This is a genomic window from Candidatus Rickettsia barbarica (assembly GCF_041477405.1).
GTDB lineage: Bacteria > Pseudomonadota > Alphaproteobacteria > Rickettsiales > Rickettsiaceae > Rickettsia > Rickettsia rickettsii.
Genome location: NZ_JBEWYL010000002.1, coordinates 255,867 through 271,009, shown reverse-complemented (window position 1 = coordinate 271,009; position 15,143 = coordinate 255,867). Strand labels below are relative to the sequence as shown.

Genomic DNA, 15,143 nt, shown 5'->3' with positions numbered 1-15,143 from the left:
TTGATAATATACAGAATACAAATCTTAATCAGCGTTGTGGAGGGGAAGACTCTCTTTTAATAGGTGTTGATTTATTTAAATTTTTCGACTGAATGATATCTCTTGCATTCATTAATGCTCCCATAATTTTTATATTCCCTTTGATATTAACTCTATCTCTTCCTACTACTACCCTTACATCTTCCATTTTAACACTAGGGTTTTCAATTGCTTCTGCTCGTTTTTGTTCTTGTAATAACTTATCTATAGTTTGTAAACGTACCTCTTGAGATAAAGTTTTATCATCAATTAAATTAGTTTTAATGAAACTTTGCTGTTCTTCAGTAGAAGATTTAGTACCAAATGCCTTTACCAGCTCATCTACTTTTTTTATTGATTCCTCTTTTTTTTCTTCAAGAGTTTTAAGGTTACCATTTCGAGAAAGCATAGCACGAAAATTATTGACTTTCTCAACTGCAAGCTTAGAGATATTATTTAATATACTAGAAGTTTCTTGTACAATTCTTTCTTCTGCCGACACTACCGGTTCTTTAGATTTTTCTAATGCTTCTATAACAGGATTAACAGCGTTAATTACTTCTCGAGCTTTGTTATATATATCATCGTGAGGCTTGTGTTCTTCTATATTCTGTCCTTTTAACCCTTCAGTTAAATTTTGAGTGTCTCTATCTAAAGCTGCCTCACTCGCTGCATCTTTAGCTTTTTTAAGTGCCTCTTTCTCAGAGTCATTAATATTACTATTATCGATCCCGCTAGAAACTGCCTTAGTTATTTCAGGACCTCCTTTGCCTTCATAAATACCGTCTACTAACCCTTTAGTCATTAGCTCTCTATCAGGTAAATTGGTCTGACTTTCTGCAATACCTTTTTCCGCTGATGCCATAATAAGTGCTTTATTAGGTAAGGATAAAGAGGTATCACTATGAGTAGCTATAGTCTCGCCTACCCCTTTAATAATCGCTGCTTTGTCTTGAGCTTCAAACGAGCTTCCTGCAACTGTGTTAGTAATTTCTTGAATTATTTCGCCTTTGACTTCTGCTGTAGCCGGACCATCTAAAACATTAGACGTAATGGTTTGTATGTTTGTTGTTTTTAATTCAGTATTACTTAGAGGATCAAACACAATATCATTTACTTTTTTTATTGTATCTTTTTTAGTTTGTTCTGCCGTAATCTTATCTAAATGCTGCTGCATCAATTGTTGTTGTGCCAGACTGAGCACTTGGGCTTCTACATCTTTCTTTAATACAGAACCTAATAATTTTTGTTTTTCCGCATTGCTTAATTCAGATACATTAACCTTATCACCTACTGCTATAAGCATTGTCCCTTTATCTTCAGTAGAAAGGTTACTTTTTATTACAACATCCTTAATACCGTCAATTGTTGCAGCTCTACTTGCATCATCTTTAAGACTTAAACCGACATCTACTGCCTTTTCTAACATCTGCTGTTTTTGCTTCGGCTCAAGATTCTCTGAATTTAAAACGATAGCTACTGTAGCTTCAAGCATTTTTGATTTTTCTAGGTTTGGGGTATTCTGATCATTTTTTATGGTTTCTAATACTGCATTGACTCCAGCTACTTTTGCATCCGGTTTGAGGTTTTTATTATTGACCGTATTTTCAGCTAAAGCACTGATATTAGCCTGCTTTTCAGCAATATCACTTTTCTCATTATTAAGAATTGCCGTGGCTGTTTCTTTAATTAAATCAATTTGTTTATTGCTATCAATTTCTTTTGTTAAACCTGCATTTACATAATTTAATAAATCTTGCATGCTGCCTGATAAAGCCGTAGCTGTATTAAGAAGATTTGGAGTCACTTGTTGCGACTGTTGCATTTGTGAAGTCTCAGGTTGCAGTGGTTGGTTAGTAGGAGTAATTGGCGGTACTTGTTGTTTATACTGAGGTGGTTCAACCGATGAACTTGCTGTTTGCTGTGGAGTTATTAGCGGTTGTTCCTTACTTTGTCCTTGTCCTATTATAATATCTTCAGCTTGCGATAAATCAACGCTCTGTCCTTGGTTTAGTTCTACCTCCTTCATCATTTCTTTATATTTACCGCGTGTTACCGCAAGTGTATAAATTTCTCCACCATGCTCTATATAAGCTATTGCGTCATCTCCGGTTCCGGCAAATTTTAAAGGTTTTGGTGAGCTTATTTCTTTAAGTTGAGGTTTACCGTTTGGTCCTTCTTCGTAGTGGGCAGTGAAATATACGGCTTTATCTTTGGAGGGCTTTGTGCCATCAGCTTTTAATGCTACCATCGATAAATGTATTGACCCATCGGCTTTATCAAGTTTTATAGGAAAATCTATTTCCCTATATGAGCTGATCTGCACCTGAGTACCATCTTGTTTAGCTAAAGTAAAAGGCTTAGTTTTAACAGTTGTTTCATTTAAGGTACAGAGTTCATCACCTGCATCATTTTTAACTACTGTTGCTCTAAAATCGCTTGCACTTACGTGATGTTCCCACTGTACCGGTTTAAATCCACCAGGGTATCCACTAGCGGCGCTAAATGTATTATGCACATTTTTATAGCCGGCTATGTCTATTGATTCTAATTTCTTTTTAAGTTCAGGCTTTTCTAAAGCCTTATCAATAAATTCTCTATTAGCCGGATTACCGAAAAAAGTACTTAATGTTTTATCTTTTTCTTTTTCCTCTTCTATTTCTTTTCTTTTTTGTTCAGCTAAATCACGGTCTGTAAGGGCTGCCAGGTCTTTTAATATTTGTTCTATTAAATTATCTTTTTGCGGTTGTATAATTGTTTCTCTTACAGCCTTGGTTATTGGGTCTGATGTCTGACTGTCAGGAGAGATATTGCCCGATAAAGTACTCATTGAAGGGGTAGATTGCGCAAAAGATGCAGAAGTAACGATAAAACCATCGTCAGCTTCTAGTTCTGGGGTTATAGTTTGAGATAAAAATTCTTTTTGTTCTTGTTCTAATGTTTGCTTTTGTTCTGCTGTATATTCCTTATTTGCTAAAGTATCAAATTCACTTGTATCTAGGTTACCATCTTTACTCATAAAACCTCTCATTTAACCAAAAATTAATTAGCATAAACTGTAAGTGATGCGTATCAAGCCGATGTTGTTACATTGATCTTTACCCCCTTATGTCATTCCAGCGTAGGCGGGAATCCAGAAAAAAGCGAAATAAATCGAGCTTCTAATTTAAAAATCTAGTGTGTTTAGACTTTTTAGTGACTGGATACCCGCCTACGCTGGAATGACATAACATATCCTTTTTTCACAGTTTGAGTTATACTGTCAAAGATAGTATATAGAGATTTTAGTAATATCAAGAAAAAACTAATATTATTGAGGAAATTTAATAGAATTTTTATATTCTTTATTGAGTGCTTTAGTTGCCCAAAGCCAGATTAAGCAAGTAATTATAAATATAATCATTAAACAGGTGGAAATAGATTGATAACTAGCGGAAGGTAATATTATAAATACCAATGATTGTAAAAATGCACTACCAGATTTACCGAGTTTTGTACCTATCACGTCGGCAGCAGCTTTGCCTTTTATTTTTATTTCCGGATCTAAAGGAACATAGGCCATTTCTTTTGTTGAATCAAATAAGGTATATTTGCTTGATTTACTAAGCACATTTTGAATAGCACCTATTGTTATAGCAATTAAAGCAGGATCGGTTAGAATAAAATTTGCTATTATTAAGCCGGCAAATCTTTCAAAATTATTAACGGCAAAAAATAATATACCGGTAATAAAAACTATTAAAGGGGTGATAACAGCCGCCGTAAACCAGCCAAGTCTTCTAACTATATTTGAACCAAGTATGACAAATAAAATAGCAAATACTCCAGTATAGCTCAAATAACTTCCTATAAAAGCTGCATATTCGGTTGGAGTTTTATAAATTTTAGTAGCTGCTGCTTTCCAAGGACCTTCTACTAAATTAATGGCAATGCCATAGCAGATAAGCAAAGTTGCAATTAATCTAATATGTCTTGACGATAGAAGCATCTGAAAACTTTCGGCAATAGTCATAGATTTTTTCTTTGCTTTAAACCTGAGTAACGCCATATGCTCTTTGTCTAGTACTTTATGATTAAGCAACCAAAAAGTTTTAATAGCTATTATTCCTAAAATTAATACTATAGTTAGTATAATTTGTATAGAAAGTGTATGAAAAGACGATTGCAATGCAAATTTATTAGTTACGTAATCATTAATATTACTTAGATTTTCTAAAAACTGCCCTGCTAAATAAATACCTGTTTGACTAAGTAAACCGAATAACGGATAAAATCTTTTAGATTCTTCTACTGTAGTAATATTATTAACAAACTGCCAAAAAAGTAATGCGAAAACTACGTTTGGCCATAATTCGGCTATTATATAAAATAACGAAAAACTCCATTTTGATAAAAGCCATATAAACCATTTTAAATTAGGTAAACTTGCCGTTAAATTTTGAACGGTTACAGGACTGAAATGCAGCATTTCATGATTTGGAAAAATAACGTAAGCAAAAAGAGCAAAGAATGTTAAAAATATTGATATAATAAAATAAAATATATTTTCTGCTTTCATCTTATTAACAAGCTTTACATATATAGCAGTCATTAAAAAAGCTGACGGCATCACGCCCCAAAACTTCAAAAATGAGATAATCTCGGCACCGATCATAGTAGTAACAATACTATCTTTTAAAGCTCTGATTAGATTTTGGATAAATAAAATACAGAACATTAATAAAGTGATGAATAAAAATTTAGAAACTTCATGGCGTTTTATAGGCCAGATATAATCGGTAAGTTTAGAAAAATAGCTATTGATTTTAGAGGAAGAATTTTCTATATTACTAGGGTTAATCGTCATTTTATTTGGTCTAACCTATCTTGCTATTGGTTAGAGTTATATATTAAAGATTGTCTAAATTTAAGTCAAGTTAGAATCACATTAAAATGAGTAATTATTGGTTAAATATTTATAAACCAAGAGGTATAAGTTCTGCTCAACTTGTTAGCATAGTAAAAAAAATACTCGGTAAAACCAAGATAGGACATGCCGGTACTTTAGACGTAGAAGCGGAAGGAATATTACCGTTTGCCGTAGGTGAAGCTACAAAACTGATACATCTGCTAATTGATGCTAGAAAAACCTATATTTTTACCGTAAAATTCGGAATGCAAACCAATAGCGGCGATTGTGCCGGTAAAGTAATAGCAACGAAAGATTGTATCCCTTCTCAAGAAGAAGCTTATGCCGCATGTTCTAAATTTATCGGTAACGTAACACAAATACCGCCGGCGTTTTCAGCTCTTAAAGTTAACGGTGTAAGAGCTTATAAATTGGCTAGAGAGGAAAAAAAAGTAGAATTAAAGCCACGAAATATAACTATTTATGATCTAAAATGTTTAAATTTTAATGAGAAAAATGCTACCGCTACATACTATACGGAATGCTCAAAAGGTACTTATATAAGGACTTTAGCAGAAGATTTGGCATTGTCCTTGCAAAGTTTAGGATTTGTGATAGAATTACGCCGTACTCAGGTTGGAATATTTAAAGAAGAAAATGCTATCCGAATTAAATCGCCTGACGAAATTACCAAAAATGCCCTAGAGGAAAAAAGTATAAAGATAGAAGCAATACTGGACGACATCCTGGTTCTTGATGCAACTGACAGCCAAGCACAGCAAATTAAATATGGACAGAAATGTTTATTTAATTATGAAAAAGACTTTAGACATCTTGCCAAATTTGCTTATAGAGAGGAATTTAAAGGCAACACGGAACGCAGCACCACAGCGTACACTTTAGTACGTGAGGATGCGAGTACCGGATTGACGTACAAATTACCTCTAGAAGTAGAATTTGGCAAGATGTCTGTTGATCTTTTGTGGGTTCGCTATAAAGGCACTTTGCTTGCAATAGGTAGCTTAAACAAGAGTTGCTTTAATTCTTTACGGGTATTTAATTTAACACAAGACTTCTTTTAAAACTGGAAGTCTATATATTTAAGGAGCAATTATCGATGTCGATTACTACAGAACGTAAACAACAATTAATTAAAGAATATGCTATAACGGAAAATGATACCGGTTCAAGTGCAGTGCAATGTGCTATCTTAACTGAAAGAATCAATAATTTAACCGAGCATTTTAAATCTAACCATAAAGATCATACTTCAAGACGCGGATTATTAATTTTAGTTGGGCGCCGCCGCAGATTACTTAACTATATTAAAAAGAATAATGTTAGCAAATATTTAGATTTAATAAGTAAGCTAGGAATTAGAAAGATTAAGTAGTTGGATAATCGTCATTGCGAGCAGCCGTAGGATGCATGGCAATCTCGTCAAATATCCTGAGATTGCTTCGTCGAATTACTTCGTAATTTTCCTCGCAATGACGTGGTAGAATACACTAAAATATAAATTATGAAATGAGATAAATAGATGTTTAATGAAATAACTAAGAGTGTTACATGGAACGGGCAAGTTCTTAAGCTTAGTACAGGTAAAATAGCAAGGCAAGCTGACGGGGCAGTTACGGTGAAAATGGGTAATTCCGTTTTATTATGTACGGCAGTAGTAGCTAACAAAGCAAAAGAGGGCATAGGTTTTCTTCCTTTAACAATTAATTATAGAGAAATGGCATATGCTGCCGGTAAGATACCAGGGGGATTTTTTAAACATGAGGGAAAAGCATCAGATAGAGAAGTTTTAGTATCTCGTTTAATAGATAGACCGATTAGACCATTATTTCATCCAGCTTTTGTGAATGAAACGCATGTAATTTGCAGTGTTCTTTCATATGATCCTGAAACTCCGGTAGATATACTTGCAATTATCGGTGCATCGGCTGCACTTAGCCTATCCCCTGCTCCTTATCTAGAAATAGTTGCGGCAAGTAAAGTAGGTTTAATCAATGGTGAATTTGTTTTAAATCCGACACTTGCATTATTAAAAACAAGTCAGCTTGATTTAGTAGTTGCAGGAACATCAGATTCAGTAATGATGGTTGAATCGGAAGCTCATTTACTTTCTGAAGAACAAATGTTAGAAGCCGTAAAATTTGGATTTGAAAGCTTTCAGCCGGTAATAAAGATAATTAAAGAACTAGCCGAAGAAGCTAAAAAACCAAAACTTGAAATGCAAGCTTTATATCCTGCTTCATTAAAGAAAGAAATTGAGAAGTTATTTGTAAAAGAAATTGAACAAGCTTTTGCAATTAAATCTAAACAAGAACGTAGCACTAATTTAGATTTAATACCTGAAAAAGTTCTTACACATTTTGTAAGCGACATAGAAAATAAAAAATATAGTAATTATCAAATCGAATCAGCTTTAAAAGCTATTGAATCAGATATATTACGTAACGAGATTTTAGAAAAAAATAGACGTATCGATGGAAGAAGTACCACGGATATAAGACAAATTGCTTGTGAAATAGGTTTACTACCTTCTGCACATGGTTCAGCTTTATTTACTAGAGGTGAAACGCAAAGCTTAGTTAGTACTACATTCGGTACTAGTTTAGATGAGCAGATAGTTGACAGTTTAGAGGGTGAGTATAAAGAGCGTTTTATGCTCAATTATATCTTTCTGCCCTACTCTGTAAATGAAGCAATGCCAATGAAAGCACCTAGTCGTCGTGAAGTCGGACACGGTAAACTCGCATGGCGTGCTATTAATCCAATATTACCTAATAAAGTACAATTTCCTTATTCTATTAGAGTAGTTGCCGAAACTACGGAATCTAACGGTTCTTCTTCAATGGCAACTGTTTGCGGTAGTTCTCTTGCTTTAATGTATGCCGGCGTACCGATAAAAGCACCGGTTGCGGGTATTGCTATGGGACTTGTTAAGGAAGGTAAAAATTTTGCCGTATTATCGGATATTCTCGGCGATGAAGATTATTTCGGTGATATGGACTTTAAGGTTGCAGGAACTAGCGAAGGGATTACTGCATTACAAATGGATATCAAAATATCCGGAGTAGATTTTAAAATAATGAAAGTAGCTTTAGAGCAAGCACGACTCGGTCGTTTGCATATACTGGAGCAAATGAATAAAGTTATCAGTAAACCAAATAACGCACTAAGTAAAAATGCTCCTTCTACTACTACTATAAAAATAGGTAAGGATAAAATTAGAGATATTATAGGACCGGGCGGTAAAGTAATAAAGGAAATTTGTGAAACTAGCGGTGCTAAAATAGATATAAGCGATGACGGTACGGTGTCTGTTTATGCTTCAGATAGAGATAAGCTAAAAGTTGCCTTAGATAAAATTAAAGCTATTGTCGTTGAACCTGAAATCGGTGAAATATTTAACGGTACGGTAATAAAAGTCTTAGATTCCGGTGCTTTTATTAATTATGTAGGTAATAAAGACGGCTTTGTTCATATTAGTGAAGTATCAGGAGAAAGAATAGAAACGATTAGCAGTGTTTTAAAACAAGGCGATATAGTAAAAGTTAAGCTAATAGGCTTTGATAATAAAGGCAAAGCAAAATTAACTATTAAAAATGCCGATAAAGATAAATCTTCAAATAATACAAAGCCAAAAACCAATGTTAATAATACTAAGGACAATTCAGAACCTGAGCAGCGACGTGATTCTAGTAAAAAACGAGCTTGGAATGAAGATAATAATGCTGAAACTGCTGAAGTAATTACAGAACGTAAGTATTTTAATTGATATGAAGCTTAATAGTCATTGCGAGGAAGTGACGAAGTAATTGACAAAGCAATCTCAGGAGTTTGTTATTATTTCATGAGATTGCCGTGTAGCCTACGGCTGCTCGCAATGACGGTTCGGGTATCCACAAAAATAGCTCATAATACTAATAATTTGCTGGATACCGTGGACAAGCCACGGTATGACAATGAGTAAATAAATGACCAACACAAATAATTACCGAATTATCGCAAAGAGGGTTATTTCTAGTGAAGCAAGTGCTTTAGAAAAATTATCCGAAAATGTCCCTGAAGACTTTAACAGAATTATAGAATTTTTACTATCTTTCAAAGGACGGATAATCCTAACCGGCATAGGCAAAAGCGGTTATATTGCAAGAAAAATAGCTGCTAGCTTTTCTTCAACCGGTATGCCTGCTTTTTATTTACATCCGGCAGAAGCAAGTCACGGCGATTTAGGTATGGTGACGAGAAATGATCTAGTAATTATGTTATCTAATTCCGGCGAAACTAAAGAACTATTTAATATAATTGAATATTGCAAGAACTCTTCCATAAAAATTGCTGCAATGACAATGAATAAAAATTCTACTTTAGCTAAAAGAAGCGATTTTTTATTAATAGTACCTGAATACTCAGAAGCTTCTGTAATTGGAGTTCCTACTATATCATCTTTAATCATGCTATCACTTGGTGATGCTTTAATGACTGTTATACATGAAAAACGAGGCTTTACTAAAGATGATTTTAAAATTTATCATCCGGGAGGTACAATCGGTGCTAATTTAACAAAAATTAAAAACCTAATGCGTAGCGGTGATGAAATACCTTTAGTATATGAAGATACTTCCTTTGCCAAAACGATAATTATTATGAATAAAAAACGTTTAGGTTGTACGCTTGTAACAGATAAAAACCAAAATTTGGTGGGAATTATAACCGATAGGGATTTACGTCGTCATATTAACGATCAAATCCACTTAAAAACAGCATCAAGCATTATGACCAAAAACCCTATTCATATCTCATCGGAAATATTTGCAAAAGAGGCTTTAAATTTAATGAAAGCCAAGAATATTACTAATATACCGATTGTTGATGATAATATTATTATAGGCATTATTCATATTCATGATTTACTACGCATAGGGGTTAGCTAAAATCTATGCCCTCTTCTTATAAACTGCGAAAAAAAATTTGGAAATCTGTATATCTTTTAATAACAGTTGGAATTTTATATATAGGGTATATATTAATTAAAAGCGGTTATATTAATGAAAAAAACGATATTAACGTTACAAAAAAAAGTTTAAAAGACAATAAAAATTTTGATTTAAAGTATAATATTATATTGAAAGATTCAATTTTTGAAGGAGTAAGTAAAAATTTAAATGCGTATAAGATTAAAACTGAACGAGCTATAAAAGAGTCGAATAACAAATATAAACTAGATATAATAAATGCTATTTATGACGTAAATCAAGACCAAACTCTTATTATCAATGCGAAAGAAGGCTTTTTAGATGAAGAATCAAACATATTAGATTTAAAAAACGATGTAAAACTTTTTTTTGATGAGATCATATTTAACACTAATGATGCAAGGATTGATTTAGTAAATAAGAATATAACCGGTTATTCCCCTGCTAAGTTACTTTACAAAAACTCTTCAATTACTTCGGATAGTTTTAATACAAAAGATGAAAATAATATTATAATTTTTAAAGGCAATGTCTCTACAATCATCGATTTATCGGATTAGACATCTTGCCAAACCAGCTTATAGAGAGGAATTTAAAGGAGACATAGAATGTAGCACCGCAGCGTACAAAGAAGTACTTGAGGATACGAGTACCGATTCGACGTCTAAATTACCTCTAGAAGCGAAGTTTAGCAAGATGTCTATTGTTAAACTTGTTTTACTTCTTATAATTAGTACTATAATATATGCTAATGATAAAAATATTTCAAATTTACATATCACATCTGATAGTTTAATTATTGATAGAGCCAAACAACAAGCAGCATATCTTGGAAATGTTATTGTTTACTTCGATAATGCGATACTTAGAACGAAAGAATTATATATTTTTTATAAAACAATAGATGAAAAGCAAACTATTGATCATATAGTTGTCCCTACTAAATTGACTGTAGAAAGAAAAATAAATAATGAATTATTACTTGCAGATAGTGCTAAATATTTTTGCGATAATAAACAACTTATTCTAGTTGGTAATGTAATATTACAGCGTGACGATAATGTTTTAAAAACTAATAAACTAATCTACTATGTAGATATTATTAAAAAATAGAACTATTTACCGTTGGTACGTCATTGCAGCAAGCGATTGCAAGAAGTGTGACAATCCCAGAAAATAATTAAAAAAATGCTAAAGATTAATATTTTTAACTGGATTGCTTCATCAATTACTTACGTAATTTTCTTGCAATGACGTTAAAAATTAATCCACGCAACAAAATCTTAACAAATAAAAAAGATGGACAGCTTACACGTTAAAAATATATCAAAATCCTACAAAAAAAGGAATATATTAACTGATATATCTCTGAATATAAAACAAGGAGAGATAGTTGGTTTATTCGGTCCGAATGGAGCCGGTAAAACAACTTGCTTTAACATTATTATCGGTTTAATGAAACTGGACTCAGGGCAATTACTTTTAAATGATATAAATATTACCAACTTGCCTATTTATTTACGAGCAAGGCTTGGACTCGGTTATCTTCTGCAAGAACCTTCGATATTTCGGGAATTGTCGGTTGAAGATAATATTAAGGCTGTAGTTGAGATATCTAACAATGATAAAGAAGTAATTGAACAAAAAACCCATAATTTGTTAGAGAAGTTTTCGATAGTTCATTTAAAAGATTTATCCGCTGCTAGCTTATCAGGTGGTGAAAGGCGTAGGCTTGAGATTGCACGTGCACTTGCAATAGAGCCTAAATTTATCATGTTTGATGAACCGCTTGCCGGTATTGACCCGCTTGCTATTTCCGATATTAAAAATCTAATTACTTATTTACGTGAATTTAATATAGGGATATTAATTACCGACCATAATGTACGTGATACTCTAGATATAGTCGACCGTGCTTATGTTATTTTTGAAGGTAAAGTATTATTAGAAGGAAGTGCTAAGGAAATAGCAAATAGCAAGAAAGTTAAGGAAGTGTATTTAGGTGAGAGCTTTAGTTTCTAGACTATGCAAATTCGTCATTGCGAGCGACTTGTAGGTGTTGTTGCATGGTTTGGAAAACCTACTACTCGATGATAACATCGAGTAGGTTTTCCAAACCATGCAACAAGGCTCTTTTGTAGGAATGACATAAGAGCCTTGTAATAATATTCAAAACAGTTTTCTATGCAAATTAACAAAGAAATTTTCAGGGCTTATGATATAAGAGGCAATAGCCTTAAAGATTTAACGGAAGAAGTAGCTTATAAAATCGGCTTTGGTTTTGCCGAGATGACTATAACGCAAGATAACGATAAAATCTGTGTCGGTTTAGACGGTCGGCTTAGCTCCCCTACCCTTTGTAAAGCTTTAGAACTAGGATTAACTAATGCAGGGGCTGAAATTATAAATATTGGCGTAGTTCCAACACCAGTTTTATATTTTGCCGATAAACACTTTACGCCCGTCGGTAGTATTATGGTTACGGGGTCACACAATCCTCGTGACGATAACGGCTTTAAAATACTACAAAACGGTAAACCTTTTTTCGGTGATCAGATACAGGAGTTATTGACTAAGATTTTGGATAACTACTCCAATACCACACCAGCATCCCCTTATGTCATTCCTGCGCAAGCAGGAATCCATAATATACAATCTAAATACCTAAAACGTATTTTAGATGGAATAAACATTAATCCAAAATTAAAAGTGGCTTGGGATTGCGGCAATGGAGCAACCGGCGATATTGTTGAAGCACTTAAAAAGCATCTCTCAAACAAGAATATAATCATACATAGTAAGATTGACGGGAATTTTCCAAGCCATCATCCTGATCCTACAAATCCTGCTAATTTGCAGGAGTTAATAAAAGTGGTTAAAGAACAAGATTGTGACCTTGGTATAGCTTTTGACGGTGACGGTGATAGAATCGGCATTATAAGCTCAAGCGGTAAAATATTATTAGGTGATCAAATTTTATGCATTTTTGCTGAGGATATTTTAAAGGAAAATCCAAACGCAACTATAATAGTTGATGTAAAAGTCAGCCAATTTATAGTCGCTAAAATAAAATCATATGGAGGACATCCTATAATATGGCGAACAGGTCATCCTTTTATTAAAAGCAAAATGCTTGAGACAAAGGCTTTACTCGCTGGCGAAATGAGCGGGCATATATTCTTTGCCGATAAATATTTTGGTTTTGACGATGCAATTTATGCAGCTCTTAGATTTTTAGATTTACTTAGTAGATCAAGTAAAACTCTAGATGAGATAATAGAGGATGTACCGAAAAGCTATAGTACACCGGAAATTAAAATTTTTGTTCCTTCAGAGTTAAAATTACAAATTATTAAAGAGATTAAAGAAAAATCATTAGAAGAGAAAATAGAGTTTAATGATATAGACGGTGTACGAGTAAATACTGCACATGGTTGGTGGCTCTTGCGTAGCTCTAATACCGAATCTATTATAGTTGCAAGGGCTGAATCAGATAGTAAGAATGGTTTAGAGGAAATAATCACTATAATTAATAAATATCTTGAAAAATACGGGTTATTAATTAATTATTAAAACATTATTGCTTTCTAAAATATTATTTTATATATTTTTTTACATTAAATTAATATAAAGAAAAATAATATGTTAAAAATCTCAAATATCAATCACTCATTTGTTGATACTAAATTAGTTACAATAACGCCAATAGGTGTAAATCATTAAATATTAACATTGAGGCACCATTAGTAATAAAACATAAAGACCTTGAGCCTACTGATAATCCTCTTAACAGTGACGTAGCCGCATCTAACGGTTTAAATAGTCTGACCATTGACTACAGTGATGCGGGCTTATTTAGTGGTCCAACTATTAGTTATGACAACAAACTTGGTACAATAACATTTAGTGGACCAGCAGATAGTAATGCTAATACTGACACTTTAGGAAATACTAATGAAACCGTTTAAGGGTATGAGGTCATTCCTGCTAGGCGTTGTTACATGGATAGGTTTTTCCGTCATTGCGAGGAGTTGCGTTAGCAACGACGCGGCAATCTCATAAGATAATATAAAAAAACTCCTGAGCTTGCCACGCCAGCATAAATGCTGGCTTGCGATGACGATACAAGTTTGTATTTATTAGTTAAACAAGTGACAAAGAAAGAACTATACTCAAATGATTTAGAGAATGGGAATGTAAAACGAGGAGCGAGTACGCACAACCTATATTTAATAGGTGATCCGAAGTGTTGCAGAAACAATTCTTCAAAGCAGAAGAGTATAATTATATTATGCGGGCCGACTGCTAGCGGGAAGTCTTATTTAGGTCATGAACTGGCTAAAGCTTATAACGGCGAAATCATTAATATCGACTCAATGCAGGTTTATAAGGAAATTCCTATTATTACCGCCTCCCCTCCGAAAAGCTACAAAACTGAAATCTTGTATCACTTATATAACTTCTTATCAATGACAGAAGATTTCTCGGTAATAAAATATCTAAAACTTGCGACAGAAAAAATAAAAGAAATAACCGACAGGGGTAAGCTACCTATATTAATAGGTGGAACGGGTTTATATATTAATTCTTTAGTTTTTGGCTATAATAATATTCCTGATATATCAGAAGATTTACAAGAACAGGTAAGAAATTTACATGTTAAAATAGGCAATATAGAATTATGGAGTAAATTAGAGAAGTTTGACCCGCTTGCTGCTTCTAAAATAAACCAAAATGATACTCAGCGTTTAATTAGAGCTTATGAAGTATTCATGCAAACCGGTAACTCTATTTTTTCTTTTCAAACTTTGCCAAAAGAACAAATCTTACCTGATTTTAATTTCAAAATTATTTTCTTAAATCCTGAGCGAAAGTTTTTATATAAAACATGTGATGAGCGTTTAGATAAGATATTTAAAGAAGGGGCAATTGACGAAATAGCTTTAATAAAAAAGCAATTTGCTCCTAAAGATTATACGAATTTGAAAGCTGTAGGGATAAAAGAAATTTTAGCTTATTTAAACGGCAATCTCACTTTAGATGAGGCTTTAAATGCAGCTCAAATACGAACCCGTCAGTATGCTAAAAGACAAGTTACTTGGTTTAAAAATCAGATACAAGATAAAATCACATTGGAATATGCTAACCAAGAAGAATTTACTCAAACTTTAAAAAAACCTTTTAAAATTATATAGCTTATCTATGTATTGCTTCTTTCTTTTTATTATTGGAAATAGGAGTAATGGACA

11 protein-coding genes and 1 pseudogene are annotated in these 15,143 nt (G+C 33.1%); 10 read left to right on the top strand and 2 right to left on the bottom strand.

What is annotated here, in order from left to right; translation table 11 throughout:
• Nucleotides 1-28 precede the first annotated feature (28 nt).
• Complete coding sequence (locus tag ABVF33_RS03975; protein ID WP_499706344.1) at nt 29-3,037, bottom strand: Sca4 family spreading effector; 3,009 nt, start codon at nt 3,035-3,037, stop codon at nt 29-31.
• 291 nt (nt 3,038-3,328) lie between these two features.
• Nucleotides 3,329-4,864 carry an NTP/NDP exchange transporter Tlc4 gene (gene tlc4, locus ABVF33_RS03970; RefSeq protein ID WP_499706343.1) on the bottom strand — a complete coding sequence of 512 codons (1,536 nt, stop codon included), beginning with the start codon at nt 4,862-4,864 and terminating at the stop codon, nt 3,329-3,331.
• 86 nt (nt 4,865-4,950) lie between these two features.
• Here tlc4 and truB point away from each other — a divergent pair, with 86 nt between their 5' ends.
• The 10 genes and pseudogenes from truB to miaA all read left to right on the top strand — a co-directional run bounded on the left by truB (nt 4,951) and on the right by miaA (nt 15,089).
• On the top strand, nt 4,951-5,988 hold the full coding sequence (gene truB / locus ABVF33_RS03965; protein WP_499706342.1) for a tRNA pseudouridine(55) synthase TruB: 1,038 nt from the start codon (nt 4,951-4,953) through the stop codon (nt 5,986-5,988).
• 35 nt (nt 5,989-6,023) lie between these two features.
• Nucleotides 6,024-6,299 (top strand): 30S ribosomal protein S15, encoded by a 276-nt coding sequence (rpsO, locus tag ABVF33_RS03960; RefSeq protein ID WP_004995678.1) that lies wholly within the window; start codon nt 6,024-6,026, stop codon nt 6,297-6,299.
• Between the two features lie 147 nt (nt 6,300-6,446).
• A complete protein-coding gene (pnp, locus tag ABVF33_RS03955; RefSeq protein ID WP_499706341.1) occupies nt 6,447-8,693 on the top strand; it encodes a polyribonucleotide nucleotidyltransferase in 2,247 nt (748 codons plus the stop codon).
• Nucleotides 8,694-8,892: 199 nt separating this feature from the next.
• Nucleotides 8,893-9,852 carry a KpsF/GutQ family sugar-phosphate isomerase gene (locus tag ABVF33_RS03950; protein ID WP_499706340.1) on the top strand — a complete coding sequence of 320 codons (960 nt, stop codon included), beginning with the start codon at nt 8,893-8,895 and terminating at the stop codon, nt 9,850-9,852.
• A 5-nt stretch (nt 9,853-9,857) separates the two neighbouring features.
• Nucleotides 9,858-10,454 (top strand): LPS export ABC transporter periplasmic protein LptC, encoded by a 597-nt coding sequence (gene lptC / locus ABVF33_RS03945; RefSeq protein ID WP_499706339.1) that lies wholly within the window; start codon nt 9,858-9,860, stop codon nt 10,452-10,454.
• Nucleotides 10,455-10,590: 136 nt separating this feature from the next.
• A complete protein-coding gene (locus ABVF33_RS03940) occupies nt 10,591-11,007 on the top strand; it encodes an LptA/OstA family protein (RefSeq protein WP_499706442.1) in 417 nt (138 codons plus the stop codon).
• A gap of 186 nt (nt 11,008-11,193) precedes the next feature.
• Nucleotides 11,194-11,916, top strand: a complete 723-nt coding sequence (lptB, locus tag ABVF33_RS03935; protein ID WP_499706338.1) for an LPS export ABC transporter ATP-binding protein — start codon at nt 11,194-11,196, stop codon at nt 11,914-11,916.
• A gap of 162 nt (nt 11,917-12,078) precedes the next feature.
• A complete protein-coding gene (locus tag ABVF33_RS03930; protein WP_499706337.1) occupies nt 12,079-13,467 on the top strand; it encodes a phosphomannomutase/phosphoglucomutase in 1,389 nt (462 codons plus the stop codon).
• 69 nt (nt 13,468-13,536) lie between these two features.
• A pseudogene (locus ABVF33_RS03925) lies at nt 13,537-13,862 on the top strand (hypothetical protein).
• Nucleotides 13,863-13,997: 135 nt separating this feature from the next.
• On the top strand, nt 13,998-15,089 hold the full coding sequence (gene miaA / locus ABVF33_RS03920; protein ID WP_499706336.1) for a tRNA (adenosine(37)-N6)-dimethylallyltransferase MiaA: 1,092 nt from the start codon (nt 13,998-14,000) through the stop codon (nt 15,087-15,089).
• Nucleotides 15,090-15,143 lie beyond the last annotated feature (54 nt).

Coding starts and splice junctions, on each gene's coding strand:
- ABVF33_RS03975 (WP_499706344.1), bottom strand. CDS start 3,037: ATGAGTAAAGATGGTAACCTAGATACAAGTGAATTTGATACTTTAGCA.
- ABVF33_RS03950 (WP_499706340.1), top strand. CDS start 8,893: ATGACCAACACAAATAATTACCGAATTATCGCAAAGAGGGTTATTTCT.
- lptC (WP_499706339.1), top strand. CDS start 9,858: ATGCCCTCTTCTTATAAACTGCGAAAAAAAATTTGGAAATCTGTATAT.
- rpsO (WP_004995678.1), top strand. CDS start 6,024: ATGTCGATTACTACAGAACGTAAACAACAATTAATTAAAGAATATGCT.
- lptB (WP_499706338.1), top strand. CDS start 11,194: ATGGACAGCTTACACGTTAAAAATATATCAAAATCCTACAAAAAAAGG.
- pnp (WP_499706341.1), top strand. CDS start 6,447: ATGTTTAATGAAATAACTAAGAGTGTTACATGGAACGGGCAAGTTCTT.
- truB (WP_499706342.1), top strand. CDS start 4,951: ATGAGTAATTATTGGTTAAATATTTATAAACCAAGAGGTATAAGTTCT.
- miaA (WP_499706336.1), top strand. CDS start 13,998: ATGCTGGCTTGCGATGACGATACAAGTTTGTATTTATTAGTTAAACAA.
- ABVF33_RS03930 (WP_499706337.1), top strand. CDS start 12,079: ATGCAAATTAACAAAGAAATTTTCAGGGCTTATGATATAAGAGGCAAT.
- tlc4 (WP_499706343.1), bottom strand. CDS start 4,864: ATGACGATTAACCCTAGTAATATAGAAAATTCTTCCTCTAAAATCAAT.
- ABVF33_RS03940 (WP_499706442.1), top strand. CDS start 10,591: ATGTCTATTGTTAAACTTGTTTTACTTCTTATAATTAGTACTATAATA.